This window comes from Alcaligenes sp. GCM10023179, from assembly GCF_042653705.1.
GTDB lineage: Bacteria > Pseudomonadota > Gammaproteobacteria > Burkholderiales > Burkholderiaceae_B > Alcaligenes > Alcaligenes phenolicus.
The window spans coordinates 246,601-268,258 of the sequence record NZ_JBHSIQ010000003.1; the positions used below are offsets into that span (position 1 = coordinate 246,601).

The 21,658-nt window shown below is 55.4% G+C and carries 28 protein-coding genes and 1 tRNA gene; 10 read left to right on the top strand and 19 right to left on the bottom strand.

Features of this window, described 5'->3' with window-relative positions; translation table 11 throughout:
• Positions 1-23 precede the first annotated feature (23 nt).
• From ACFPDR_RS15025 to ACFPDR_RS15035, 3 genes are all read right to left on the bottom strand, one after another.
• Positions 24-494 carry a GNAT family N-acetyltransferase gene (locus tag ACFPDR_RS15025; RefSeq protein ID WP_115635061.1) on the bottom strand — a complete coding sequence of 157 codons (471 nt, stop codon included), beginning with the start codon at positions 492-494 and terminating at the stop codon, positions 24-26.
• Entirely contained in the window at positions 491-892 is a 402-nt protein-coding gene (locus tag ACFPDR_RS15030; protein WP_009459461.1) for a YchJ family protein, read from the bottom strand. The genes ACFPDR_RS15025 and ACFPDR_RS15030 overlap by 4 nt, the downstream gene beginning before the upstream one ends.
• Before the next feature lie 335 nt (positions 893-1,227).
• On the bottom strand, positions 1,228-1,986 hold the full coding sequence (locus tag ACFPDR_RS15035) for a M48 family metallopeptidase (protein WP_009459460.1): 759 nt from the start codon (positions 1,984-1,986) through the stop codon (positions 1,228-1,230).
• Between the two features lie 278 nt (positions 1,987-2,264).
• Here ACFPDR_RS15035 and ACFPDR_RS15040 point away from each other — a divergent pair, with 278 nt between their 5' ends.
• On the top strand, positions 2,265-2,750 hold the full coding sequence (locus tag ACFPDR_RS15040; protein WP_060186047.1) for a DUF4440 domain-containing protein: 486 nt from the start codon (positions 2,265-2,267) through the stop codon (positions 2,748-2,750).
• A 145-nt stretch (positions 2,751-2,895) separates the two neighbouring features.
• On the opposite strand, the gene ACFPDR_RS15045 is transcribed toward ACFPDR_RS15040, so the two are convergent.
• Positions 2,896-2,974 (bottom strand) — tRNA-Ile (locus ACFPDR_RS15045).
• A 786-nt stretch (positions 2,975-3,760) separates the two neighbouring features.
• Here ACFPDR_RS15045 and ACFPDR_RS15050 point away from each other — a divergent pair.
• Positions 3,761-4,027, top strand: coding sequence for a hypothetical protein (locus ACFPDR_RS15050; protein WP_321386477.1), 267 nt, complete (start codon positions 3,761-3,763; stop codon positions 4,025-4,027).
• A gap of 36 nt (positions 4,028-4,063) precedes the next feature.
• Here the strand turns inward: ACFPDR_RS15050 and ACFPDR_RS15055 are convergent, their stop codons facing one another.
• Positions 4,064-4,591: a LexA family protein gene (locus ACFPDR_RS15055; protein WP_376911374.1), complete on the bottom strand. Its 528-nt coding sequence runs from the start codon at positions 4,589-4,591 to the stop codon at positions 4,064-4,066.
• A gap of 125 nt (positions 4,592-4,716) precedes the next feature.
• On the opposite strand from ACFPDR_RS15055, the gene ACFPDR_RS15060 reads away from it, so the two are divergent.
• Entirely contained in the window at positions 4,717-5,070 is a 354-nt protein-coding gene (locus ACFPDR_RS15060) for a lysozyme (RefSeq protein WP_376911537.1), read from the top strand.
• A complete protein-coding gene (locus tag ACFPDR_RS15065) occupies positions 5,049-5,525 on the top strand; it encodes a DUF2514 family protein (protein ID WP_302356386.1) in 477 nt (158 codons plus the stop codon). The genes ACFPDR_RS15060 and ACFPDR_RS15065 overlap by 22 nt, the downstream gene beginning before the upstream one ends.
• A 45-nt stretch (positions 5,526-5,570) precedes the next feature.
• Here the strand turns inward: ACFPDR_RS15065 and ACFPDR_RS15070 are convergent, their stop codons facing one another.
• Positions 5,571-6,101, bottom strand: a complete 531-nt coding sequence (locus tag ACFPDR_RS15070; protein WP_009459867.1) for a hypothetical protein — start codon at positions 6,099-6,101, stop codon at positions 5,571-5,573.
• Positions 6,102-6,225: 124 nt separating this feature from the next.
• Here ACFPDR_RS15070 and ACFPDR_RS15075 point away from each other — a divergent pair, with 124 nt between their 5' ends.
• Both ACFPDR_RS15075 and ACFPDR_RS15080 read left to right on the top strand, forming a co-directional pair.
• Positions 6,226-6,591, top strand: coding sequence for a YgiW/YdeI family stress tolerance OB fold protein (locus tag ACFPDR_RS15075; RefSeq protein ID WP_203144889.1), 366 nt, complete (start codon positions 6,226-6,228; stop codon positions 6,589-6,591).
• A gap of 118 nt (positions 6,592-6,709) precedes the next feature.
• Complete coding sequence (locus ACFPDR_RS15080) at positions 6,710-7,054, top strand: DMT family protein (RefSeq protein WP_021446759.1); 345 nt, start codon at positions 6,710-6,712, stop codon at positions 7,052-7,054.
• Positions 7,055-7,395: 341 nt separating this feature from the next.
• On the opposite strand, the gene ACFPDR_RS15085 is transcribed toward ACFPDR_RS15080, so the two are convergent.
• Together ACFPDR_RS15085 and ACFPDR_RS15090 are read right to left on the bottom strand one after the other, a co-directional pair.
• Positions 7,396-8,211: an META and DUF4377 domain-containing protein gene (locus ACFPDR_RS15085; protein ID WP_035268251.1), complete on the bottom strand. Its 816-nt coding sequence runs from the start codon at positions 8,209-8,211 to the stop codon at positions 7,396-7,398.
• A gap of 107 nt (positions 8,212-8,318) precedes the next feature.
• Positions 8,319-9,026, bottom strand: coding sequence for a tellurite resistance TerB family protein (locus ACFPDR_RS15090; RefSeq protein ID WP_035268249.1), 708 nt, complete (start codon positions 9,024-9,026; stop codon positions 8,319-8,321).
• 210 nt (positions 9,027-9,236) lie between these two features.
• On the opposite strand from ACFPDR_RS15090, the gene ACFPDR_RS15095 reads away from it, so the two are divergent.
• The gene (locus tag ACFPDR_RS15095; RefSeq protein ID WP_026482930.1) at positions 9,237-10,388 is read left to right on the top strand and encodes an ABC transporter substrate-binding protein; all 1,152 of its coding nucleotides are present in this window, start codon (positions 9,237-9,239) and stop codon (positions 10,386-10,388) included.
• An 88-nt stretch (positions 10,389-10,476) separates the two neighbouring features.
• Here the strand turns inward: ACFPDR_RS15095 and ACFPDR_RS15100 are convergent, their stop codons facing one another.
• From ACFPDR_RS15100 to ACFPDR_RS15120, 5 genes are all read right to left on the bottom strand, one after another.
• Positions 10,477-10,743 carry a DUF3892 domain-containing protein gene (locus ACFPDR_RS15100; RefSeq protein ID WP_230940605.1) on the bottom strand — a complete coding sequence of 89 codons (267 nt, stop codon included), beginning with the start codon at positions 10,741-10,743 and terminating at the stop codon, positions 10,477-10,479.
• A gap of 87 nt (positions 10,744-10,830) precedes the next feature.
• Positions 10,831-11,517, bottom strand: a complete 687-nt coding sequence (locus ACFPDR_RS15105) for a 3'-5' exonuclease (protein WP_009455576.1) — start codon at positions 11,515-11,517, stop codon at positions 10,831-10,833.
• Between the two features lie 24 nt (positions 11,518-11,541).
• Positions 11,542-11,766 (bottom strand): hypothetical protein, encoded by a 225-nt coding sequence (locus ACFPDR_RS15110; RefSeq protein WP_137430864.1) that lies wholly within the window; start codon positions 11,764-11,766, stop codon positions 11,542-11,544.
• A 64-nt stretch (positions 11,767-11,830) separates the two neighbouring features.
• Complete coding sequence (locus tag ACFPDR_RS15115; protein ID WP_060186022.1) at positions 11,831-13,279, bottom strand: GGDEF domain-containing protein; 1,449 nt, start codon at positions 13,277-13,279, stop codon at positions 11,831-11,833.
• Between the two features lie 181 nt (positions 13,280-13,460).
• The gene (locus tag ACFPDR_RS15120) at positions 13,461-13,727 is read right to left on the bottom strand and encodes a hypothetical protein (RefSeq protein ID WP_009455580.1); all 267 of its coding nucleotides are present in this window, start codon (positions 13,725-13,727) and stop codon (positions 13,461-13,463) included.
• 544 nt (positions 13,728-14,271) lie between these two features.
• Between ACFPDR_RS15120 and ACFPDR_RS15125 the strand changes: the two genes are divergently transcribed.
• The gene (locus ACFPDR_RS15125) at positions 14,272-15,141 is read left to right on the top strand and encodes an MOSC domain-containing protein (protein WP_369326644.1); all 870 of its coding nucleotides are present in this window, start codon (positions 14,272-14,274) and stop codon (positions 15,139-15,141) included.
• An 18-nt stretch (positions 15,142-15,159) separates the two neighbouring features.
• On the opposite strand, the gene ACFPDR_RS15130 is transcribed toward ACFPDR_RS15125, so the two are convergent.
• The gene (locus ACFPDR_RS15130; protein ID WP_009455584.1) at positions 15,160-15,621 is read right to left on the bottom strand and encodes an Lrp/AsnC family transcriptional regulator; all 462 of its coding nucleotides are present in this window, start codon (positions 15,619-15,621) and stop codon (positions 15,160-15,162) included.
• A 146-nt stretch (positions 15,622-15,767) separates the two neighbouring features.
• On the opposite strand from ACFPDR_RS15130, the gene metC reads away from it, so the two are divergent.
• Positions 15,768-16,991, top strand: coding sequence for a cystathionine beta-lyase (gene metC, locus ACFPDR_RS15135; RefSeq protein WP_302356394.1), 1,224 nt, complete (start codon positions 15,768-15,770; stop codon positions 16,989-16,991).
• Here the strand turns inward: metC and ACFPDR_RS15140 are convergent.
• From ACFPDR_RS15140 to ACFPDR_RS15155, 4 genes are all read right to left on the bottom strand, one after another.
• Positions 16,971-17,444: a hypothetical protein gene (locus tag ACFPDR_RS15140; RefSeq protein ID WP_009455589.1), complete on the bottom strand. Its 474-nt coding sequence runs from the start codon at positions 17,442-17,444 to the stop codon at positions 16,971-16,973. The two genes, metC and ACFPDR_RS15140, sit on opposite strands and share 21 nt — an antisense overlap.
• A 158-nt stretch (positions 17,445-17,602) precedes the next feature.
• A complete protein-coding gene (locus ACFPDR_RS15145; RefSeq protein ID WP_302356395.1) occupies positions 17,603-18,016 on the bottom strand; it encodes an NUDIX hydrolase in 414 nt (137 codons plus the stop codon).
• 46 nt (positions 18,017-18,062) lie between these two features.
• Positions 18,063-18,452 carry a YbaN family protein gene (locus tag ACFPDR_RS15150; RefSeq protein ID WP_009455593.1) on the bottom strand — a complete coding sequence of 130 codons (390 nt, stop codon included), beginning with the start codon at positions 18,450-18,452 and terminating at the stop codon, positions 18,063-18,065.
• A 2-nt stretch (positions 18,453-18,454) separates the two neighbouring features.
• Entirely contained in the window at positions 18,455-19,045 is a 591-nt protein-coding gene (locus ACFPDR_RS15155) for a peroxidase-related enzyme (RefSeq protein ID WP_009455594.1), read from the bottom strand.
• A 177-nt stretch (positions 19,046-19,222) separates the two neighbouring features.
• Here ACFPDR_RS15155 and argG point away from each other — a divergent pair, with 177 nt between their 5' ends.
• Complete coding sequence (gene argG, locus ACFPDR_RS15160) at positions 19,223-20,557, top strand: argininosuccinate synthase (RefSeq protein ID WP_035268236.1); 1,335 nt, start codon at positions 19,223-19,225, stop codon at positions 20,555-20,557.
• Positions 20,558-20,811: 254 nt separating this feature from the next.
• Here argG and ACFPDR_RS15165 read toward each other — a convergent pair whose 3' ends face one another.
• The gene (locus ACFPDR_RS15165) at positions 20,812-21,645 is read right to left on the bottom strand and encodes a phosphodiesterase (protein WP_060186019.1); all 834 of its coding nucleotides are present in this window, start codon (positions 21,643-21,645) and stop codon (positions 20,812-20,814) included.
• Positions 21,646-21,658 lie beyond the last annotated feature (13 nt).

Genomic DNA, 21,658 nt, shown 5'->3' on the forward strand with positions numbered 1-21,658 from the left:
AGGGACAGCATCATTGCAGTCTTTTAGTTCAGGGCAAGGCTCAGAATCAGGCGGTCCTTGTGCTGCAAGCCGTCCTCAAACAGGGCCTCGTCGTAATGGTGCAGGAAATAATCGGGCTCTACCGCTATCACTCGAAAGCCGGCGCGCTGATAGAAAAACAGGGGGTAGCCAATGGTGCCGGTGGCCACATATAAGGTTTGACCACCTTGTTCGCGTACATAGCTAATCAGGGCAGACAGCAGCTTGGCACCCAACCCATGACCCTGGTGCGAGGGCTGAACGGCGATGTTCATCAGCTCCCAATCCTGGGCGTTCCTGCGCTGCAAAATAGCAGCCGCCACGATGTGTTCCTGATCTTTAATGCACCAGGCGTGCGGTGTGTCTTTGTAGCTTTCAATCAGACTTGTGCTGGGATCAGCTTCCAGAAGCAAAGCCATGGGCAGGCTGGAGCCATGGACCTGTTCCGCTTGCCCAAAATCGTTGCTTTGGCTCATGAGAAATCTCCGTCCACGTAGAACCATTGGCCTTGTTCAAGGACAAAACGGCTGACTTCATGCAGACGGTTCGCCCGGCCATTCAGACGGTTGCGAGCGACAAATTCCACAATCGCTTCCGTGTCGGAAACACGTTCATGACGTCGCACATCCAGGCCCAGCCATTGCAAACCTTCCGGATTGGGTTCCAGCGAATGAGGGCGGGTGGAGCTATGCCAGGTGGCCAGCAGATAGTCCAGATCGTCGCGCACAAAAGCGCTGTACCGCGAGCGCATCAGGGTAGCCGCATCGGGGGCTTGCAAGTACTGCGGGCCTTGGTGCCAAGGGCCGCAACAAACTTCGTAGGTTTTGGGATTGCCGCAGGGACAGGAATTTTTTGAAGAGGAAGACTTTTTCAAGAGCGTAACTGCCAAGACCAAAGAATGGCACAAGCATACCTGAAAGCAGGTATTGGTTTATGGCGCCGCCGCGACGAAAAGTAAGGATTTACAGACCAGGCTTTGCTGTAGCTGGACTGCTTGTCAGGCAGGGGCGTTCGAGGGAGTACGGGTGTTGGTAATGTCTGATTGGTTCATCGTACGGGTAAAAAGTTCCTGGCCGAGCATCCAGCGTTTGGTAGCGGCGGCCCGATGCTGTGCTGCATCCTGACTTGTGATCCCTGGAATCCCCAAAAAAAAACCCGCCCGCAAAAGCGGACGGGTTAGCGGCATGCGATTCGCTGCGTCGAAGGGGCTTATTTAGCCGCGTCGATGCGCTGTTGCATACGCTGGGCGCGTTCTTTGGAGCCGGGGTGCGAGCTCATCACGCTGCTTTCGCCGCCGTCCAGAGCTGCCAGTTTTTCAAAGGCAGAAACCAGACCCTGGGTCTTGAGCTTGCGCTCGGTCAGCAGGTCAAAGGAGTAGTCGTCAGCGTCGGATTCTTGCGATTGCGAGAACTGAGCGTTCAGGAAGGCTTCGGACAGCTCGCCCAATTGGCTGGAGTTCAACTGAGCAACCACGCCGTTACCGGTGGCGGCAGCAGCGTCACGAGCAGCGGACAGGCCGTAGGCGGTTTGCATGGCTTTCTTGCTGTGGCCCAGTTCAACGTGGCCCATTTCGTGACCGATCACGCCGCGCAGTTCGTCGTCGTTCATCTTGTCCATCAGACCGGCATACACACGGATACAACCGTTAGCCATGGCCCAGGCGTTCACTTCCTGAGTCTGGTAAACCTTGAAGTTCGGTGTTTGACCGTTCAACTGTTTCGCCAATGGCTTAACGACACGTTGCAGGCGCTTGTTGTACTTGCTGTTGGGGCTGGCCACTTTGTTTTCAGCATCCATCTGCTTGCAGGACTGATCCGACAGAGCAATCACTTCCTGATCGGACAAATTGAACGCCTGGACAGCCTTGCTGCCGGCACCGACCATGCCACCCACATCCATTGTCTGACAGCCTGCAGTCAGGCCAGCGACGGCCAGCATAGCGGCCAATGCACCCATACGAAAAGTCATGAACTTCCCCTTCTACTTATATAAAGAGAAGCGATTTTAATGACTAGGCGGCGAAGGGTTCCTGTATAAAACAAACTTTAACAATTGTTGTTGGTGCACTTACACATAGATAAAAGGCCTGGGCGGGCACGATCAAGACTAAGTAAGGAGGTTCAGCCCCACAATGTCCCACTCATTCCCGAACGTTTGTAGTACGTCGCCTCGACCAGCGTTAAACGCTAATGATTAGGCACCGATGCTACTATCCGCCTCATAAAAACGAGAGGGAGGTAAGGGAAATGAGCAAGAAAATCATGGTGTTGTTGGGAACGCTGGTGCTGGCGGGTTGCGCGGCACAGACCCAGGGAGAACGCAGCCTGAGTGCCCAATCTTCACCAAGCTGTGCACCGATAGACGAGGCTGGTGTTGCCGTTTTGTTTGAGCGTTGGAACCAGTCGCTACAAACCGGCAAACCCGAGGTCGTCGTTAACAACTATGCAGAGCGCTCGATTCTGCTACCCACGCTGTCTGGGGTAAACCGCATCACCAAGGCAGAGAAAGAAGATTATTTCGACCACTTTCTGGCTGGCAAGCCGCAGGGCAGGGTAACGCAACGACAGATCACCCTAGGCTGCAATATGGCAGTGGACTCGGGGCTGTATACCTTTCATATGGGCAGCAGCGGCAAGGACGTAGGCGCGCGTTACACCTATACCTATCAATGGAACGGGCGGGATTGGCTGATTGTCAGCCACCATTCTTCGCTCTTGCCGGCGGATAAATAAGCGCTTTTCAGGCCTGGGTAACTTGCTCAAACAGCAAGAAGCCCGGGCTTCAGGTTTGTTGCTGGGTGCAAGCCAAACGGCAGGGAACAAGCGAGTTCGGCATTGTTATTATTAGTACGGGCCGATGCTTGAAAGAGGAATGAGATGGTGCCCCCCCCGTGAGTCGAACACGGCACCAACGGATTATGAGTCCGCTGCTCTAACCAAGCATGAGCTAGAGGGGCAACAAGTCCGCAATTATTACATAAAGTCTGTGTTTGTGCCTAGCGTAGCCACGGCTAGAGCAAGAGATTCAAGCATCTGGAGGCCCAACTGTATTTGCTCGCGATTGGTAGCACCTTGTTGTTTATCCTTGGAGCACAATGAGCGCGTCTAAAACCCAGAGAATAATGATGAAAACACTTATTTTGGCTTTGACCATGACAGCTATTCTTTCCGCCTGTGCCGTCCATACTCCCAGGGGTTCGGTGATTGTGGATCCGGATGGTTACGGTGGATATGGGCAGCGTCACTGTCCACCCGGCCAGGCTAAAAAGGGCAATTGCTAAGCAAGTACCGCAGGCTGCCCCCTTATTTGCGCTGATAGCGCTTGCTACCTGTGCTGGTTTCACAATAGCGCCCTCCACGAGGGCCGGTGCAATAGGTTCCACTGGAGCAGGGGCAAACGCTGCTGGATTGCAGCGCCTGTGGCCTGGACTGCGAACGTTGTCCTGCAGTGCCGGTGTACGCAGGACACGACCGCTTGCTGCCGCTGGCTGAACCATCACGGCATACAAAGACTTCCCCCTCGCAGTGGGAAATGCCACCTTTTTTGCCTGAGCAGGGAGTGTTTCTTGCCTGCGTGCTCAGAGGTAGCAATGCCATGATCAGGCATAGGAACAGCCATTTCATTCTTGTCTCACATGCCAGGGACGAGCTTGAGTCCCCAATGGTCTTGTTATAAAAGGGGCATTGAAAAATAATAGTTTTTTGATGCTCTGTTATAGCAGAGGTTTTATTTGGATATTGTCATGCGAATCTTGATGCTTGCCCCCGCTTTATTGTTAGCCGCTTGCCAAACTACGGCGCCCACCGAGAAAGTTGGCAGTGAAGCCTGGCTGGAAAAGGTGGACCGTCAATTGGCTGTCTCTGATGGACAAGGGCATGGCCCTGACTATGGCTCGCAGGAGTGGTGCAACGTGGTGCATATCCGTTTGTATGGTCAGCGCTCAGCACAGCCCGTCCCTTGTGATCAGGCCTGGATGGAGAAGGTCGATCAGGAAATGAAAAAGCATTAAGCCGCATCATGCATGGCAGCCTGCGCTGCCAGCTTTTTACGAACGCCGATAGTATTTCCGGTGCTCCACCATGGTGCCGATGATTTCAATAGCATGCTGGTCGCTGCGAATGGAAGGATAGTCGTCGTTCAGCGGCACCAGCTCAAAGATTTCTTGCCCACCTTCATCTATGCACAAGAGCCGGTATTTCTTGAAGGTGGCTTCTTCTTCGCTGTTTTTGGCGACCACATAATCACCGGGGCGGGGCGTGAGCTCGCAATCCACAATAATCCGGTCGCCTTCCTTGAAGTCCGGCAACATGGAATCGCCCTTGATCTGCAAGGCAAAGGAACGCTCGGACAGACACAGGTCTGTCAGCAGATATTCCACTTCTTCAAACGTGAAGTTCTGACCGGGATCCCGAAACACACCTGCCTGTACATAGTTCAGCAGGGGGATGCGCCGCTCGCCCATCATGGCGTCTTGCACGTTGGAGTCAAAACCGTGCTTGGCCCCAAAACCATAGCCTTGCTGATCCAGGCTATGCGCTTCCAGACCCACTTCTTTTTCTATGGCTCGCGCCACTCGTTCGCCAATGCTGCGCCCACCGTTGTAGGTGGATGACAGGTACTGGGCCAGTTGCGCCCGTGTGCGCCCAATAGAGCGCGCAAAGTCAGCCGCGTTGCCGTGAGCGCGGTCTTCAATCAGGCATTCCGACTATCTGCGACGGCTATACACAAGGAGTCAAGCTGGGTGACATGGCCAGTCCGCAGCGTTGCGACGCCTTGACGGAGCAGGAGGTTCGTCGTGCTTTGAGTGTGGTGGATCGTTCCGTTAGCTATCCCTTGCCGGATGAGGTACGTGTGGCGCTGAGCAGCTTTGTTTATAACGTGGGGGCTGGGGCCTATGCCAATTCGACCTTGCTGCGCAAGCTACGGGCTCGGGATATAGCCGGAGCATGTCAGGAGCTGGATCGTTGGGTCTATGCTGGTGGCCGCAAGCTGCGGGGGCTGGAGCGGCGGCGTCAGGCCGAGAGGCAGTTATGTCTATCAAGTCTGCATTAGTAGGTGCTGCTGTTCTGGCAGCCCTTTTTTTATGGGGGGCGCTTTATGGTCAGGAGCAGTATCGCAAAGGCTATGAGCTGGCCCAGGCGCAGACCAGGGCGGCGCAGTTGCAGGCCGAGGTCCGTGCGCGCTTGATGGAGCAACGATTACAAAAGGAGGCGGAGGATGTTCGAGTCACTTATCAAATGCAGCTGGATGCGGCTAAGCGTGTTGCTGTGGCTGCTCGCGCCGATCTTGACGGCTTGCGCAGCAAGCTCGCCGCCGCCAATGATCGTGTCGCCGCTCAGGCTGCCCGAGCCGGACATGCGCTGGATGCAAACGCCCGAATTGCCAGCCAGCTGCGCAACGTGGTCGGCCTGTGCGCAGAGCGATATACAGAGATGGCAGGAGTTGCTGATGGATACCGGAGCGCTTTAAGCGGTTTGCAGGGGTATGTGTTGGCCTTGAGGAAATAGGGCCCCACGGATGGAAACAGCCCAGGGCGTTAGCGCTTCATGCGCTTAGCGTTGCAGGCCTTCGGTTTGATAAAACAGTTTCAGGTCGCGAGGGCTACCTAGTCTGACTTTAGGCAAGGTGCTTGCCTCGAAAATGCTCAAGTACTTGTGGCGATTGGGCGGGGTCACGATGGCGATATGGCGGATCATTTGCCATTTCACACTATCTTTACCGCCTTCCAGGGCTCCACGACGGTTGCGCTCAAACAGGGTGCGCCGGAAGTAGCGCAGCAGGCTGGTAGCGGTGGAGACCTCTAGCACGATGAAACCTGTAGCGCGAGCCAGACGTGGGGCCAGGTGGCGCGTGTAGTTGCCTTCCATCACCCATTGTTCTTGCGCAATAGCCGCCTGGTGAAGCGCAACAAAATCGGCTTCGGGGCGGGGCACCCAGTTGCTATGCGGCAGGTGGTAGAGCTGATCCAGATGCACGGCCGGGATGGCCAGCTTGCGTGCGATCGCGTCAGCCAGGGTGGATTTACCGCTATTGGATGGGCCAAGAATGCAGATGCGGGGGCCTAAGTTCTCAAGAAGGGGCATGGTGCAGTGATGGTGTGATGTCGCGCTTGGTAACAAGGCAAGCCCAACACCGCCATTTTAATAAGAACGCTGATGATATCTGCTGTTATGGTTAAGTTTCAAGCCATGAACAACAGGAGTCATTATGTCTGCTTACGTTAAATTGCGCTCGGCCGTGGCGCTGGCTTTGTTATCAAGCGCGTTGTCGTTTCCTGCCCATGCCCAGTACACGGGCCCGTCGGAGATTGGTCAAACGACGGTTGCGGAGATCCTGAAAAATCCCGTCGATGATCAGGACGTGCGGGTGCAAGGCCATTTGCTACGTCAAACGGCCCACGACAAGTTTCTGTTCTCTGATGGCAGCGGGGAGATCGTGGCGGAGATCAAGGCCAAGCATTTTGCGGGTCAGACTCTGGATGAGAAAACCAGGGTGGAGCTGATTGGCGAAGTCGATACCAGTTCCAAGCGCCCACCCGAAATTGAGGTGGATTTTTTGAAAGTTGTGGACTGATAGCCCTTGCTTGATGCCCCGTCTTTCTGCTGCCTGATTATCCCCATAGGCGCTGCTTAAATGTGACGCTACACTGGCCGGGTCGCGGTGCAGGCCGCTTTTTATTTTCGTGTCCAGAATGGCTAAGATCCTTCCCATCTTGATGTTGGTCGTCTCCAATGTGTTCATGACCATTGCCTGGTATGGGCACCTGAAATATCCCAATAGCCCCTTGCTGAAAGTCGTTCTGATCAGCTGGGGCATTGCTTTGGTGGAGTACTGCCTGGCGGTGCCGGCCAACCGTTTGGGGCACACCGTCTACAGTGCCGCGCAGCTAAAGACCATGCAGGAGGTCATTACCTTGCTGGTGTTCGTGGTGTTCTCGGTGTTGTATCTGAAAGAGAGCTTTACGCTGAATCACCTGCTTGGTTTCACACTGATTGGTGCCGGCGCGTTTTTTATTTTTTATGGGCCGCTGAAGTAAGAGCAAGCCTCATCACCGTTCAGGCATAAAAAAAAGCCTCGCATGTCGCAAGGCCTGAAGCCGGATAAATAGGGAGGTGAAAAATGTTATCCGGTATTTCCATACTACGGATGGGCAGGCTTGCTGACTAGGTTCAAAGCATAGCAGTGAGTAACTATTTGTGGCTCCGAATGTGCTGTTTCTTATGGGGTTTAGGGGATTTGAACCAGGACAGTTTGCTTCCTGGTTCGAAAAAAATGTTCCTGAAATAAATAGCCCCAAAGTCGGAATCAACTCCAACCTTGGGGCTATGTGATCAGGTCGTCAGTGCAACAAGCGCTTGGACGACGTTGCTGCGTGAGTTACTTGCTGACTTGCTCGGACTCTACAACCATGTCCAGAACATCGGCCTTGGACGAGGCGTCTGCAGGCACGTTCTTCAGTTCGTAGCGGTTGATACGCAGCACGTTACGAACGCCAGGAGTATGGGTGTAGCCCTCGATGTCGCCGTAGTAGTACATCCAGTCACCCGTGTAGGTCTTGACGCCCGAATCGCTGTACTGGATCTCGCGTACCTTCAGGCACTGGTAGTTTGGAATCAGGGGGTGGGAGCACTTCTCTTTTTGTGCAGCCACTTCCAGGAACACACGGGTTGGCTCGCTGCCGTAACGGGTCGTTGCAGTAGGCTCACCTTTCAGGCGCCATTTGGTGCCGTCTTTAAAGTTCAGGGTCAGGACCGGTGCTGGATTATCCGGTGCGGAGTCGGCCTTGGCCATGCTCCAGTCTGTCGCTGTAGGCAACAATTTGCCAACGGCTTGTTCGTTGCGCATCAACTCGGGGTCCGAGCACATTTTCAGGGTGCTGACCGGCGAGGTAAAGGTGATTTTGGAACCGCTGATGGTGTAGCCGCTGCCCAGGACATTACACAGATTGTCGACCGACATCATGGTGTCAGTGAAATTCAAAGTGACTTGCTCGCCGCCTGCGCCAGGTATGGCAGGGGCTGGCTGGCCGTCTTTGCCGGTAGTGGCAAACAGACGCCAGTGATAAGCCTGCAGAGAGGTTTCTTTATCCATTTGGCGCTCGGAAGTCGCGGTGTTGCTGTTGTTTGGAGCCGCGCAAGCGGCCAGACCCATTAAGGCCAATGTACCAATCGTCAACTTGAGGGTGTTTTTCATGAGTGGTTTCCTTGATGAGTCGTGGGCTGCATTGGGAGTGTCAGCCCGGGGTTGAAAAATAAAACAATCAGAGTGGGGGTGTTCTGGTGGAACGGTCCCACTTCCGATCAAGCTTGGGGTAAAGCTTGGACTTGATTATCCAGACTTTCGCGCAAGGAGTTTGGCAAGGATAGTAAACGTGCCAGCTCGTCCAGATACGCGCGTTCCATATAGCTTTGCTCGTCAATGACGATGGCGCTGGTCAAGTAAATTTCGGCCGACATCTCGGGCGTTTGCGCCAATTGGGCGATGGCTTGCGGGTCAACCGGTTTGAGCAGTTCTTGTGACAGCCAGAGACGGGCTTGTTCGGGGGCGGCCATTTTACTGATTTCCGCGTCAATCAATTCGCGCTCGGCATCACCGATATGGCCGTCTGCCTTGGCAGCGGAGACCAGAGCGGCCAGGATGACCATGGCATGGGTATCTGCCGGGCCGTTGGAAGCCAGCGGCAGCGGGGCGGCTGGGACCGCCTGCACGGGTGTTGGGGCCGCTTGCTGGCCCGCGTTTTGTTCTTGCCAGTTCTGATAGACCTTGATGGCCAGGGCACCCAAGGCAGCGGCTCCGCCGTACGCGGCCATGGAGCCGCCCATTTTGCGGAACTTCTTGTTGCCCAGCAGGACGCCCAGAACGCCGCCTACCACAGCGCCGCCACCAAAACCACCGGCTTGTTCACTGATCTTCTTACCCAGGCCGGAGGAGTTCAATTGGCCTTGACCTTGTTTTAGTGCGCTTTGGCCGCTTTGCAGAATTTGTTGCAGCATTTGCTGAAGTGACATGGGTTCGCTCTATGAAAGGTAAACAGTAGCTTCGTTATAAACTACTTTATTGTGTGTGCCCGCGTACAATTGTAAGCAGACCTGCCGGAGCAAATCGTTCAATAAGACGTGTGCGGCACGGGGAATTTGGTATCTTATGCCCAGATCAATCCATATAAGCGCGGCTGCGCTGATATCAAGGGGGGAAGGGCTTAACTGGCTCTGCACATTATGAAATTGACTCGAACTGCTTTCGCTTTGTCCGTTGTTCTGGCCGCTCTGGCCACACCGGCTCAATCACAGGTCAAGATTGGCGTGATCGCCTCGGCCACCGGACCGACCGCCGTGGTCGGTTTGCCGCAGCGCAATACCGTGCCTTTGCTGCCTACCAAGGTTGGCGATCTGACGGTTGAATATGTCTCCCTGGATGATGCCAGCGACCCGAACCAAACGGTGACGCTGTTCAAGAAAATGATTTCCGAGGACAAGATCGATGCCTTGATCGGGCCTACCGGCTCGCCCAATGCCATGAGTCTGATTCAATTTGCGGCCGATTCGGGCACGCCTGTGCTGGCGCCGGTGGGCGCGGCGTCCGTCGTGCTGCCCATGACCGAGCAAAAGAAATGGGTCTTTAAAACGACCCAGAACGACGACATTATTGCTCAGGCCCTGGTCAAGCATATGGTCGATACCGGCGTGAAAACAGCCGGTTTCCTGGGCTTTAACGATGCCTATGGCGAGAGCTGGTTGACCGTGTTCAAGGAACTGGCCGAGGCGAACAATATCAAGATTGTGGCCACCGAGCGTTATGTGCGTTCCGATACCTCGGTAACAGGCCAGGCCTTGAAGATTTACGCGGCCAAACCAGATGTGGTCCTGGTAGCCGGCACTGGCGCTGCGGCTGTTCTGCCGCAAGTGACGCTGGTTAAGCAAGGTTACAAAGGGCAGATTTATCAAACGCACGGTGCTGCGCTTCCTGCGTTCTTGAGCCTGGGTGGCGAGCAGGTTGAAGGCACTATTCTGGCGGCCAGCCTGATGTTGGTCTTGCCTGAAATTGCCGATAGCAATCCGTCCAAGCCTATAGCGCAGGACTACATCCAGCGCTATACCGAGCGTTACGGTCAGGCTCCCGCCACATTTGGTGCCAACGTGTACGACGCTGGTCTTTTGCTGGAAAAGGCAATTCCTGAGGCGGCTACCAAGGCCAAACCCGGAACGCCGGAGTTCCGTTCGGCTTTGCGTGATGCGCTGGAGCAAACCCGTGATCTGGTGGCTACCCAAGGTGTGTATACCATGTCGCCCGAAGACCATAGCGGCTTTGACGAGCGTGGTCGCGAGCTGATTACGGTACGTAATGGCCAATGGCACTTGCTCAAACCCTAAGCAGGTGGACAGGCAGGTATGGAAAAACGCGGCTTAAAGCCGCGTTTTCTGTTTTCCTTGAGGGAAAGTGGAGGGAGGACCGGCCTGCTTAACCGGCCTGGCTGGGAAGGCTGAGCAAAATATGAGGCTCTTCAACTTCAAGCTCAGTTTTCAGGTACTTGGCACCAAAACGGCTGAGCGCCACGATCAGTTTGGCGGGAATGCCATCCAGAAGAATGTAATAGTCCTCCTGGCCCTGCTCAATTTGCTGGACCACATCCGGTTGAGAGCGTTGCCAGCCTGCGCCTCCAAGATGGGTGATTCGTTCGTAAGGGTCCCGACGCATATCTTTCGTGACGTATGCAACCTCGATCATTTGCCACCTCATGAAGTTCTTGTTGGGACCTTCATCATTGGGCATATGATGGCTGACAGCCATTAGGGATTTTACGAACCTTGAGGTTTAGACCTTCAAGGCCTTGACCAGATAGGGGTCCAGGTCTGGTTGACGCAGCAACCAGTTCTTGTAGTCCTGTGGTACATCGGCAATGGCCATGCCCTTGTGTTTGCCAAAATGCAAAATGGTGGGAATCCGGGCGTGCTCGGAGAGCTGCCACAACTGTTCCCAGGTATTGATGTTTTGTGTCAGGCCCAGCAAGTATTGCAGGAGTGCCAGGCAATTGCGTACATCGGCCAAGGCGCTGTGCGCATTGCGCAGGCGCTCGCGGGCGTTGGCGCGATCAATATGATAGATCAGGGCGGACTGGCTGTAGCTGTCCAGGCCTGGAATCAAGTGCCGGGCCAAGGCCAGAGTGCAAATCCGCTTGATATTGGGCGAACCGGCCACGCCCCAGTCGTAGTCCACGTTATGGCCAATGATGTATTGGGTGTCGGCAGGCAGCTTGAACTCGGTATGCGACGGGCAGTCTTGCAGCTCTTCGTCGTAAATGTGGTGGGTGGCCAGCGCACCCAGAGAATTGGCTTCATCAGGCCGGTAGCGTTGCTCGAATTCTTCATTGACCAGCAAGAAGACAGGGTCGCTTAAACGCAGCCAGGCTGCCTCGATGACTTGAGGTTTGGCAGTGCCGGTGGTTTCAGTATCAAACAGCAGGGCAGACATACGGGAATCGCTAACAGACAAAGCCGTCATGGTAGTGCATGTGCCCCGCTTTGCCTATACGGGTTTCAGGCGAAAGCCTTCGGGAACGCCCCAGCGATTGGTGCGTAGCAGCCAGTGCGTCTGGCAGCTCAGGCAGCGGTACTGGGTCTCATGAGCCCCGTCAGGAGAGGGAGGATGCTGTCCCAGTAAACGCAAGTCAGCATGCGCTTGGCTAGTACTTAATCCCTGTGGCAAGGTCAAACACGCTTGGCACAAGGGCGAGCCGTAAACTGACGCCATATCACCGCTCCCTGATGTTTTGTTTCGTATTGACACATCAGTATCGGTTTGCTTACGGATAGCGTCAAGTCTTCGTTTTTGGTTCGGGGAAATGATAGGAAAAACTCTGATCCCGACCGGCACGTTTTGCCTCGTACAAGGCCGTGTCGGCCTGACGAAGCAGAGCATGCAGATCCAGCGTGGAGGCTTCCAGAGTTGCGATACCCAGGCTGGCCGTCATGGTCAGTTGCTGCTCGTTATCCAGGGCCAGGGGCCGCAGGGCAATACTTTTGCGGACACGCTCGGCCACGGCATGGGCTTGGGTGGCGCTGCAGTCGGGCAGCAAGATGCCAAATTCCTCGCCACCCAATCGACCGCACAAGTCTGTATCGCGCAAAGCCAGGGAAATACGCTGGGTGATGGCGCTCAGGGCCAGGTCACCGACATGGTGGCCGTGGGTGTCGTTAATGGGTTTGAAGTGGTCGATGTCCAGAACAATGACGCTGACAGGAACGTGCCTTAGGCGACATTGAGTCAACATGGTCTGGCTTTGCTGATAAAAGGCCTGCTTGTTGAGCAAACCGGTCAGGGCATCGTGGTGAGCCAGCCGCTGGAGTTTTTCCACTGCCAGATTACGGGCTGAGATCAAGCTGGCACTGGTAATAGAGGCGAGTGCAATGGAGGCAATGCCGATGCGCAGCGACAGCAGATCCAGCGAGGTATATAGCTGGCTGGGCAGGAAGTAGACCGGCTGGCTCAGGGCGAACAGTGTCCAGAGCACATAGAACAAGGTCAACAAGGTGGTGGAAAAGAGCGAGTAGCTCAGGGCGCACCATAATAAAGGCAGGACGGGAAAGGCCAGGGAGCCGGGGCCGTCAATCAGCAAACTCAACAAGCTGGTCAGTAATAAGGACAGGGCGGGTGCCAACTGGGCCAGACTCATCAAATGGGGCTCGTTCCAGTACTCCATGAAACGGCGTATGGGGCGGGCCGGGGCAGTCAGGATGACGGGCAAAATAGCGGTGTAGGAGATCATGCCGGTCAGCATCCAGGACAGGATGGCCAGCGACAAGGCTTGAGAGGTATGCAAAGACAGGGCAATGCCGCCTAGCAGGGCGGAAAGGATACAGGCCAGTCCGTAGTAGGCGGCCAGGGTCAGCATGGCCTGAGGGCGGCGCAAGGACAGGTCCAGCAGCGGATTGCGGGTGATCAGCCAGTATGCCAGCCCGACGCCACTGACATTGGCCAGGGTTAGCAAAAGGGCAATAGGCAGGGGGTTGCGGGCGATCAGTTCGGCGCACAGATAGGCCAGAACAACAATGACCCAGTTAAGGAACTGGCTGGCCCAATCCGGGCGACGAATGAACAGGCCCAGCAGCACGGCCTCGGCAGGCCAGAAGATGGTCAGGGCGTCGTAATGGCGCAGCTTGGTGCCCAGCAGGGTCAGGATCAAGACCAGGCTGAACAGGAAAAAACGGGAGAGATAGGAATAGCGCCGCGGCGGGCGCAAGCAGGAAGCCTGCTTTGATTTCATATCCGTTGCCATAGGAGCGCACGCTCGTCGTGGACGCTTTACAGCGTCGGATAAGTTTCAAGCCGCCACTATTTTAGGATGAAAGCAGGAATGTTTCTTGCAAATTGTAATTATATGTTTGTAAATGAAATTAATACGGGGAGTTGGGTTGGGTTCCCCGTATTAATTGGCAGGCAAAGCCTTAGTTCAAGGCTGGCAAAGGGTGGCGCGGAGCCACGTGATGCACGTCCTGCAGGCGGAAACGGAAACGCACGTTGGCGTCCTGGTTCTGCGCGTCTGCCGTATAGGTGGTGCAGCCGTGTACAGGCGAGCTGAAAATCACGGTACCCGCCATGCGAGGGCCGTTCTTGGGTTGCAAGTAAACGGTATCGCCAATGCGAATATCGGTCTTGTTCAAGGCAATATGCTCAGGGCGCGATACCAAACCGGTTGGATAGATATTTTTCATAATTTTTTTCCTTATCGTGTGGCGTCATTACATCGTTTTTTTATTGAGATTTGATGACACCATGATGGATCGGTCTCCACACGGAGGCCAAGCCATTGCTATTTCAATGTAGAGCCGCGCTGGTCGAACAAATGTCAGGCAGACGTGCTCTGTGGCAGCATGGACAGCGCCTTATTCGTTTGCCAAGCAAATGGACGGAGCGAGTCCGCTACGATGCAAAAAATAAGTCTGGATGTGGCTGTCGTCGCCGTGGTGAATGAATACCCGCATGTTTGGGGACATGCCAGAAGGTCAAAGGGACCTGTTTTGCGTGGGTACATTCAAAAAAATGTTGATCGCACTTTCTTGATGTAATGGTATGTTGGTGCAATCAATCAACTATTAACTCATAGCTTTGCGCTGTTGTCAAGTATTGATGCGAAATAGATTTTCAGAGTCGATGTTTCTGATCCACTTCTTTGCAATCAGTCTCCAAAGCAGGGGCAGGCAGGCGCTCAGCCTGTTTTAGAATAAGTCCCTTAACTTGCCTTTTCTGTTGCGACTCATGATTACCATCACTGGCCTTTTTACCCATCCCATCAAATCCTGTGCCGCCCAGGCCCATCCACAGGGCGTGGAGGTCAGCGTTGCGGGCCTGGCCTATGACCGAGAGTGGGTTGTTGTTGACCAACAGGGCGTATTCATGACGCAGCGTCGCTGGCCGCGCATGGCCTTGATTCAGCCAGTGGTGCAGGACGGGCAGATTACTGTGCAAGCGCCTGGTATGGATCCTTTGTCCTGGTCTCTGGATGCCCCGGCAGGGGATAACGTCGCTGTGTCCGTGCGTATCTGGAGTTCAGATACCTTGGGCCGGGACGAGGGCGATCAGGTCGCGCAATGGTTTAGCGACTTTTTGCAGACTCCTTGCCGGGTATTGCGTAACCATAGCCGTGCAAGGCGTTATGTACTGACCGAACGTGTGCGTCCTTGGGAAGAAAAGTCCCAGGGCTGGCGTCAGATTGGTGATCAGATCAACGGTTTTGGTTTTGCAGATGCGCTGCCTTTTCTGTTTACCAATGAGGCGTCCCTGGAAGAGCTGAACCGCCTGGTGCAACAGTCAGGTGAGCAGGCCGTACCCATGAATCGCTTCCGCGCGAATGTGGTTTTTGAGGGCTTGCCCGCGTATGAAGAGGACTATGTGCTGGGTGTCAGCAGCGAAGGCTTGAGCTTTGCTTTTATCCGCCCCTGTACTCGTTGCCCTATGCCCAATGTGAATCAGCTGACAGCGGATGTGGGTACCCAACCCGGCCTGGCCTTGGCACAAAGCCGTCAGTTCCCGCAAGGGACCTTGTTTGGCATGCAGGCCATGCTGGTTGAATCCAAACCTCAGAGACTGAGTATCGGCCAGACGCTGGATGTGGAATACAGCTTTTAAGCCCTGAACCACACTGGATCAGGCGTAGTCCAGGGGCAGACGGGTCGTGAACTTGATCTGCTCCATGGCGAAACTGGAGCTGACGTCGGTCAGCTCTATTTCCGAGATCAGGCGCTGGTAAACACGGTCAAAGCTTTTGATGTCAGGTACAACCACGCGCAGCAAATAGTCGGTATCGCCGCTCATGCGATAGAACTCCACAATTTGCGGGATCGCCTCCACCACGGCCGAAAACTGGCTGTACCACTGTTTGTTGTGCTGATTGGTCTTGATGGCCACAAACACCGTCACCCCGACATTCAGCTTTTCAGAGCTGAGCAAAGCCACCCGTTTTTCGATATAGCCTTCCTGCTCCAGGCGCTGTATGCGTCGCCAGCAGGGTGTGCTGGACAAACCCACCCGATCGGCAATTTCCTGGATGGCCAAGGTGGCATCGTTTTGGAGGATCTCCAGAATGTGCTTGTCGAATTTATCCAGCATAAAAATAATTTCCCAATAATCTTGCTGATTGTAGGTATTTATTCTCGGAATTCTGCCTACAGTAGCGTGAAAACGCAATAATTGCCCTTGGGCTCTTGCGTAGACTGTTTCCATTCATCTTTAGCGATCAGGATCAGGAAAACAGTATGCAGGACTGCGATTATCAACAAACCCGTTTGACCCATGTAGGACGGGACACCAGCGTGTCGGCTGGCTTTGTGAATGTGCCCATTTGTCGCGGCTCCACGATCCTGGCCGACAATCTGGAGCAATGGGCGCAGCGCAAGGAGCCTGACAATCCCTACGCCTCTTATGGCCGTTTCACCAATCCCACCTTGCAAGCCTTGACGCAGGCCGTGGCCGAGCTGGAAGGCGGTTTTCAGGCCAGCTTGTTTCCCTCTGGATTGGCGGCCTGTACTCATGCCTTGTTGGGCATGTTGGAAGTTGGAGATCATTTGCTGATACCGGATTCAGTCTATGGACCGGTACGCGCGTTTGCCCAGCAGGTGCTGGCCAGCCGCATGGGTATTCAGGTGCAGTTTTACGAGCCGTCTGTGGGGGAGGGCATGGCCAGCCTGATTCGTCCCAATACCAAGGTGGTGTACGTAGAGTCGCCCGGTTCGGCCACTTTCGAGATTCAGGATATTCCTGCGATTGCTCGCTGTGCGCATGCGGTGGGGGCGTATGTGCTCTTGGACAATACCTGGGCTACTCCCTTGTTCTTCCAGCCCTTCGAGCATGGTGTGGACGTATCCATTCAGGCGGCCACCAAGTATCTGACCGGGCATTCCGATGCCTTGCTGGGAATTGCCACCGCGAATGAGCGTGCCTGGCCGTTGCTGCGCCGTGCTGCACATGATTTTGGTCAGACAGCCGGTCCTGACGATGCCTTTTTGGCGCTGCGCGGCATGCGTACTTTAGGTGTGCGTTTGCGTCAGCACCAAGCCAGTGCTTTGCAGATTGCCCGTTTTCTGGAGAATCATCCGCAGGTTCAGCGGGTGTTGCATCCGGCGTTGGAATCGCATCCCGGTCATGCCATCTGGAAGCGGGATTTCACCGGCTCTACCGGCTTGTTTGGCCTTGTGCTGGAACCCTTGAGCGAAGCGCAGTTATCCTGCTTTTTCAAGACCTTGCGCCTGTTTGGCATCGGTCTGTCCTGGGGTGGGTTCGAGAGTCTGGCTTTGCCCATGGAGATGCCCAAACGCAATGGGAAAGCCTTGTTTGGGGAAGGGCAGTTATTGCGTTTGCATGTGGGGTTGGAAGAGCCCCAGCACTTGCAGCAAGACCTGGAACACGCGTTGGACGCGGCTTATGCGCTCAACACGTCCAGAAGCACAAGTGGGCTGCGTTTAGTTGCCCAGCAGGCTTAACTGCTGGTTTTCCTGACGGGCGATCAGGCGACGCGTCTGTTCTTCACTGATGTCCAGGCTGGGATCATCCAAAGAAGGTTGAGCGGGGCTGGAGATACTTTCTGCAATCCGGTTCCAGCGCAGTCCCAGTTTGCTGGGTTTGGCCGGGCGACGACGGCTGCGCGGGGCGGTTTCGTGCTGGTCAGGCGAGTACTGGGTCAGATCAAACTGGCCAGTAACGATCCCGACTTGCTTGAGCAGAACCATGGCCTGCAAGGGGCTTTTGAAACTGCGCGGATCTTTGCTGCGGGCGGTAACCAGTACTGCCTGACCGGCACGCGTGGCCACTTGTACGAAAAAATGATTGCCTTGTCCTTTGATGGACACACCTAAAATCCCCCCGGCTTGCGTGGCGGCACGCAGCTGCTGCAGGGTAAAGGTGACGATTGCGCCTTGACAGGGCAAAGAGGACATAAATTAGCGCTCAATAAAGAAAGCCCGCCGTTGCGGGCTGGTCGGGCAAATAGCTGCGTCCCCATAAGAGGGGACTCAAGGGCGACATTATGCCAAAAAATAGGCGGTTCGTGGCTTGGACGGCACAAGACGGAAGGACGTCTTGTGCAAGCTGCAGCTCAGGCGGCGGCCTGGGCACATAGGCGCGGCAGAATGTGATTCGCCAGCAAGGGGGCTAGCGTCAGCGAACGGATTTCCTGCGGGCTGACCCAGCGCGCTTCTTCCAGCTCGGCGGCGGCCTGGATTTCCCGGTTTACCGTCAAGGTGAAAACGTGGGCATGAACCACGTGGCCAGGTTCATTGGCGGCGGGGCTTTCAAAGTATGCTTCGTAGCGGGCCGAGGCGGTTTCCTCCGTTGTCAGGCCCAGCTCTTCGTCCAGTTCGCGTTGCAGGGCTTGCAAGGGCGTTTCACCTGTTTCCAGCTTGCCGCCCGCCTGCATGTAATAGGCGCTGCCACGCTTGCGGACCAGGAGAATTTGGCCTTCAGAGTTGGTGATGTAGGCGGCAGCCAGCAAGATGACAGGATTGGACATAGGTGTTTCAAGCAAAAAGGGTCAAGCCAGGATCGGTTCAAGCAGGCTATTTTTGCACAGGCTCGGAAGGGGTGTCATCCAGGGTTTTGGCACGCAGCAAATAGCGGGTGGCGAAAATGCCTGGGATCAAGAGCCCGAGTCGATACCAGCCCAGGTGACTGGTCAGCCAGGCCGAGACGGCCAGCGACAGCCATAACATGATCAGCGCCCGGCGTTTGGCCTGGCGGGTCAAGCCCTGGCCGTTCTCCCAATTTCGCAGGTATGGGCCCAGATGGCGTTGATCCAGCAGCCATTGATGAAAGCGGGGGGAGCTACGGGAAAAGCACCACGCGGCCAATAGTACAAATGGCGTGGTAGGCAGCAAGGGTAAAACAGCGCCGGCAATCGCCAGCGCCACACAAATCCACCCGGCAAACAACAGGGCGTAACGCATCATGTTTAGCGGGGAACGCGTCCCAGCATGTAGAACTCGTCATTGCAGCGCATGGACATGAAGTTGGCCATGCGGTTACTCAGACCAAAAAAGGCACTGATACCGGCAATATCCCAGGCGTCCTCGTCGCTGAAACCGTGCTCGTGCAGGGCCTGGAAGTCGGCGTCTTCAATCTCCTGAGCGTTTTGCGAGACTTTCATGGCAAAGCTCAGCATGGCTTTTTGGCGTGCCGGAATATCGGCCTTGCGCCAGTTCACGGCAACCTGGTCTGCCACCAGCGGATTCTTGGCGCGGATGCGCAAGATGGCACCGTGGGCAATCACGCAGTAATGACACTGATTGGCAGCGGAGGTGGCCACCACAATCATTTCCCGGTCTGCATGGCTCAAACCACTGGGCTTTTCCATCAGCGCGTCGTGATAGGCAAAAAAAGCGCGGAATTCGTCAGGACGGTGGGCCAGAGCCAGAAACACATTCGGAATAAAACCGGATTTTTCCTGCACGGCTTCAATTCGACTGCGAATATCCTCGGGCATTTCGGCCAGCGTGGGGACGGGATAACGGCTGATAGCGGGTTGAGCGTGGGTCTCGGGCATGGCTTGTCTCCAGGTAAAAATGGATGTTCTAGTTCATCGAGTAATTAAATCCAGCTACGCAAAGGTGTCCAGGGTCGGTCAAGACGATATAATGACATATTGATCCTGCCGCGGGCAGGGCTCTACCAGAGAGCCTTACGGGCGGAACTGTACTTGCACACCACTACTGACGCGATAATGACAACCATCCTTGAATCTCTTCCAGTCGGCCAGAAGGTCGGCATTGCCTTTTCCGGTGGCCTGGACACCAGCGCTGCACTTTTGTGGATGCGCAATAAAGGCGCCATCCCTTACGCATACACCGCGAACCTGGGTCAGCCTGACGAACCCGATTACGATGCGATTCCCCGCAAGGCCAAGGAATACGGTGCCACGCTGGCCCGTCTGGTTGACTGCCGTCAGCAACTGGTGGCTGAAGGGATTGCCGCCTTGCAGTGCAACGCCTTTCACATCACCACCGGTGGCGTAACCTACTTCAACACCACGCCTATTGGCCGTGCTGTTACCGGCACCATGCTGGTTGCCGCCATGAAAGAAGACGACGTCCATATCTGGGGCGACGGCAGCACCTACAAGGGCAATGACATCGAGCGTTTCTACCGCTACGGTTTGTTGACCAACCCTGAGCTGAAGATTTACAAGCCTTGGCTGGACCAGACCTTCATTGACGAGCTGGGCGGCCGCGCCGAGATGTCCGAGTACATGCAGGAAAACGGCTTCGACTACAAGATGTCGGCCGAAAAAGCCTACTCCACCGACTCCAACATGCTGGGTGCCACGCACGAAGCCAAGGATCTGGAGTACCTGAATGCCGGTATCAATATCGTCAAACCCATCATGGGCGTGGCTTTCTGGCGTGATGATGTGGCCGTGGCTGCTGAAGAAGTGCGTGTGCGCTTTGAAGAAGGTCAGCCTGTCGCCCTGAACGGCGTGGAATTCTCCGATCCTGTGGAACTGATGCTGGAAGCCAACCGCATCGGTGGCCGTCATGGTCTGGGCATGAGCGATCAGATCGAAAACCGCATCATCGAAGCCAAGAGCCGTGGCATCTACGAAGCCCCCGGCATGGCCTTGCTGCACATTGCTTACGAGCGTCTGGTTACCGGCATCCACAACGAAGACACCATCGAACAGTACCGCATCAATGGTCTGCGTCTGGGCCGTCTGCTGTACCAAGGCCGCTGGTTTGACCCGCAAGCCATCATGTTGCGTGAAACCGCCCAGCGCTGGGTGGCTCGTGCCGTAACTGGCGAAGTGACACTGGAACTGCGCCGCGGTAACGACTACTCCATTCTGGACACCGTCTCGCCTAACCTGACTTACAAGGCCGAGCGTCTGAGCATGGAAAAAGTGGACAGCATGTTCTCGCCACGCGACCGTATCGGTCAGCTGACCATGCGTAACCTGGACATCGTGGACACCCGCGACAAACTGTTCACCTACACGCAAGCTGGCCTGCTGGCCCCTGCGGCTGGTTCGGCTGTGCCTCAGCTGAAAGACAGCAAGAAGTAAGACATGGCTTGCAGATCGGGGTGGCTCTGGGCAGCCCTCTTGATCTGAAGCAGCAGTATCAAAACACCCCAATATCGGTTGAATCCGATATTGGGGTGTTTTTTTTAGGGTATGGGCCTAGCGTTCTTGAACGGCTTTGCTTAATGCTGTCAGTGTTTGCTACAGCCTTGAGCTAGCAAAGAGGGACCTATAGTCAACTTGGTTTGACGAGACCATCAAGGCCAAGCAGCCGTTGGTGTATGCCGTGCATCCAATCAGTCGATCAGTTTCCCGCTTGGCTCATGGAAGGCGAAGGGGCCGTCGAATTGGCCGACGGTGGCAGTATGGGTCACGATCTGGCCAAGGCTGTCCAGCGCATGAACGGCATAGCCGGGTGGTTCCAGTGTCCAGGCCGATGCTGCATTTTCAGCCAGATCCAGACAGACTTGATGCGCCACCGATGGGGCGGTGCTGGCAATGGTGCCGCCAAAACGGATCTGGATATTGCGATGCAAATGCCCGCTGATCACACGTTCGATATTGCTGTGTCGGCGCACAATCGCTTCCAGTTGTTCCGCTCCTTGCAGCAGGCCTATCTTGTCCATGTGGCCGATCAAGGTGTTGAAAGGAGGGTGATGCAGGGCAATGATGGTGGGGCGCTCAGGCTGTTGGGCCAGCTCGGTACGTAACCAGTCCAGCTGTTCCTGATCCAGACTGCCCGCGCTGGCTCCCAATACCGCACTGTCCAGGGCCAGCAGTCTTAGCTCTCCAATATCCACGCTGTAGCAAACCGGCCCGGCCTTGCCCAGATAGCTATATTCGGGAAAGCTCTCGCGCAGTTGCTGGCGGTCATCATGGTTGCCCGGCAACAAATACACCGGGATGGAGCCCAGCGGTGCCAGCAAGCGGCGCAAGTGCGCATATTCCTGTGGTCGACCAAAGTCGGTCAGATCGCCCGTCAACACCAGGGCATCCGGTTTCTGTGGCAGGGCTAGAGCGTGGTTGATGGCGTCCTGCAGATAGGGTGCGGTATTCAGACGGCCATAAGCCAGCCGACCTTCTTCCCGAATATGCGGGTCCGTCATTTGAATCAGTAATGTTTTCAGCATCGTTATCCGTTTG

What these genes read in the sequence shown, in the direction of transcription:
- metC (WP_302356394.1), top strand. Translation starts at nt 15,768, where the DNA reads ATGCAGGACTGCGATTATCAACAAACCCGTTTGACCCATGTAGGACGG.
- ACFPDR_RS15035 (WP_009459460.1), bottom strand. Translation starts at nt 1,986, where the DNA reads ATGACTTTTCGTATGGGTGCATTGGCCGCTATGCTGGCCGTCGCTGGC.
- ACFPDR_RS15050 (WP_321386477.1), top strand. Translation starts at nt 3,761, where the DNA reads ATGCGAATCTTGATGCTTGCCCCCGCTTTATTGTTAGCCGCTTGCCAA.
- ACFPDR_RS15090 (WP_035268249.1), bottom strand. Translation starts at nt 9,026, where the DNA reads ATGTCACTTCAGCAAATGCTGCAACAAATTCTGCAAAGCGGCCAAAGC.
- ACFPDR_RS15105 (WP_009455576.1), bottom strand. Translation starts at nt 11,517, where the DNA reads ATGACGGCTTTGTCTGTTAGCGATTCCCGTATGTCTGCCCTGCTGTTT.
- ACFPDR_RS15165 (WP_060186019.1), bottom strand. Translation starts at nt 21,645, where the DNA reads ATGCTGAAAACATTACTGATTCAAATGACGGACCCGCATATTCGGGAA.
- ACFPDR_RS15110 (WP_137430864.1), bottom strand. Translation starts at nt 11,766, where the DNA reads ATGGCGTCAGTTTACGGCTCGCCCTTGTGCCAAGCGTGTTTGACCTTG.
- ACFPDR_RS15125 (WP_369326644.1), top strand. Translation starts at nt 14,272, where the DNA reads ATGATTACCATCACTGGCCTTTTTACCCATCCCATCAAATCCTGTGCC.
- ACFPDR_RS15075 (WP_203144889.1), top strand. Translation starts at nt 6,226, where the DNA reads ATGTCTGCTTACGTTAAATTGCGCTCGGCCGTGGCGCTGGCTTTGTTA.
- ACFPDR_RS15155 (WP_009455594.1), bottom strand. Translation starts at nt 19,045, where the DNA reads ATGCCCGAGACCCACGCTCAACCCGCTATCAGCCGTTATCCCGTCCCC.
- ACFPDR_RS15065 (WP_302356386.1), top strand. Translation starts at nt 5,049, where the DNA reads ATGTCTATCAAGTCTGCATTAGTAGGTGCTGCTGTTCTGGCAGCCCTT.
- ACFPDR_RS15145 (WP_302356395.1), bottom strand. Translation starts at nt 18,016, where the DNA reads ATGTCCAATCCTGTCATCTTGCTGGCTGCCGCCTACATCACCAACTCT.
- ACFPDR_RS15070 (WP_009459867.1), bottom strand. Translation starts at nt 6,101, where the DNA reads ATGCCCCTTCTTGAGAACTTAGGCCCCCGCATCTGCATTCTTGGCCCA.
- ACFPDR_RS15140 (WP_009455589.1), bottom strand. Translation starts at nt 17,444, where the DNA reads ATGTCCTCTTTGCCCTGTCAAGGCGCAATCGTCACCTTTACCCTGCAG.
- argG (WP_035268236.1), top strand. Translation starts at nt 19,223, where the DNA reads ATGACAACCATCCTTGAATCTCTTCCAGTCGGCCAGAAGGTCGGCATT.
- ACFPDR_RS15095 (WP_026482930.1), top strand. Translation starts at nt 9,237, where the DNA reads ATGAAATTGACTCGAACTGCTTTCGCTTTGTCCGTTGTTCTGGCCGCT.
- ACFPDR_RS15085 (WP_035268251.1), bottom strand. Translation starts at nt 8,211, where the DNA reads ATGAAAAACACCCTCAAGTTGACGATTGGTACATTGGCCTTAATGGGT.
- ACFPDR_RS15150 (WP_009455593.1), bottom strand. Translation starts at nt 18,452, where the DNA reads ATGATGCGTTACGCCCTGTTGTTTGCCGGGTGGATTTGTGTGGCGCTG.
- ACFPDR_RS15130 (WP_009455584.1), bottom strand. Translation starts at nt 15,621, where the DNA reads ATGCTGGATAAATTCGACAAGCACATTCTGGAGATCCTCCAAAACGAT.
- ACFPDR_RS15080 (WP_021446759.1), top strand. Translation starts at nt 6,710, where the DNA reads ATGGCTAAGATCCTTCCCATCTTGATGTTGGTCGTCTCCAATGTGTTC.
- ACFPDR_RS15025 (WP_115635061.1), bottom strand. Translation starts at nt 494, where the DNA reads ATGAGCCAAAGCAACGATTTTGGGCAAGCGGAACAGGTCCATGGCTCC.
- ACFPDR_RS15120 (WP_009455580.1), bottom strand. Translation starts at nt 13,727, where the DNA reads ATGAAAAATATCTATCCAACCGGTTTGGTATCGCGCCCTGAGCATATT.
- ACFPDR_RS15040 (WP_060186047.1), top strand. Translation starts at nt 2,265, where the DNA reads ATGAGCAAGAAAATCATGGTGTTGTTGGGAACGCTGGTGCTGGCGGGT.
- ACFPDR_RS15115 (WP_060186022.1), bottom strand. Translation starts at nt 13,279, where the DNA reads ATGAAATCAAAGCAGGCTTCCTGCTTGCGCCCGCCGCGGCGCTATTCC.
- ACFPDR_RS15100 (WP_230940605.1), bottom strand. Translation starts at nt 10,743, where the DNA reads ATGATCGAGGTTGCATACGTCACGAAAGATATGCGTCGGGACCCTTAC.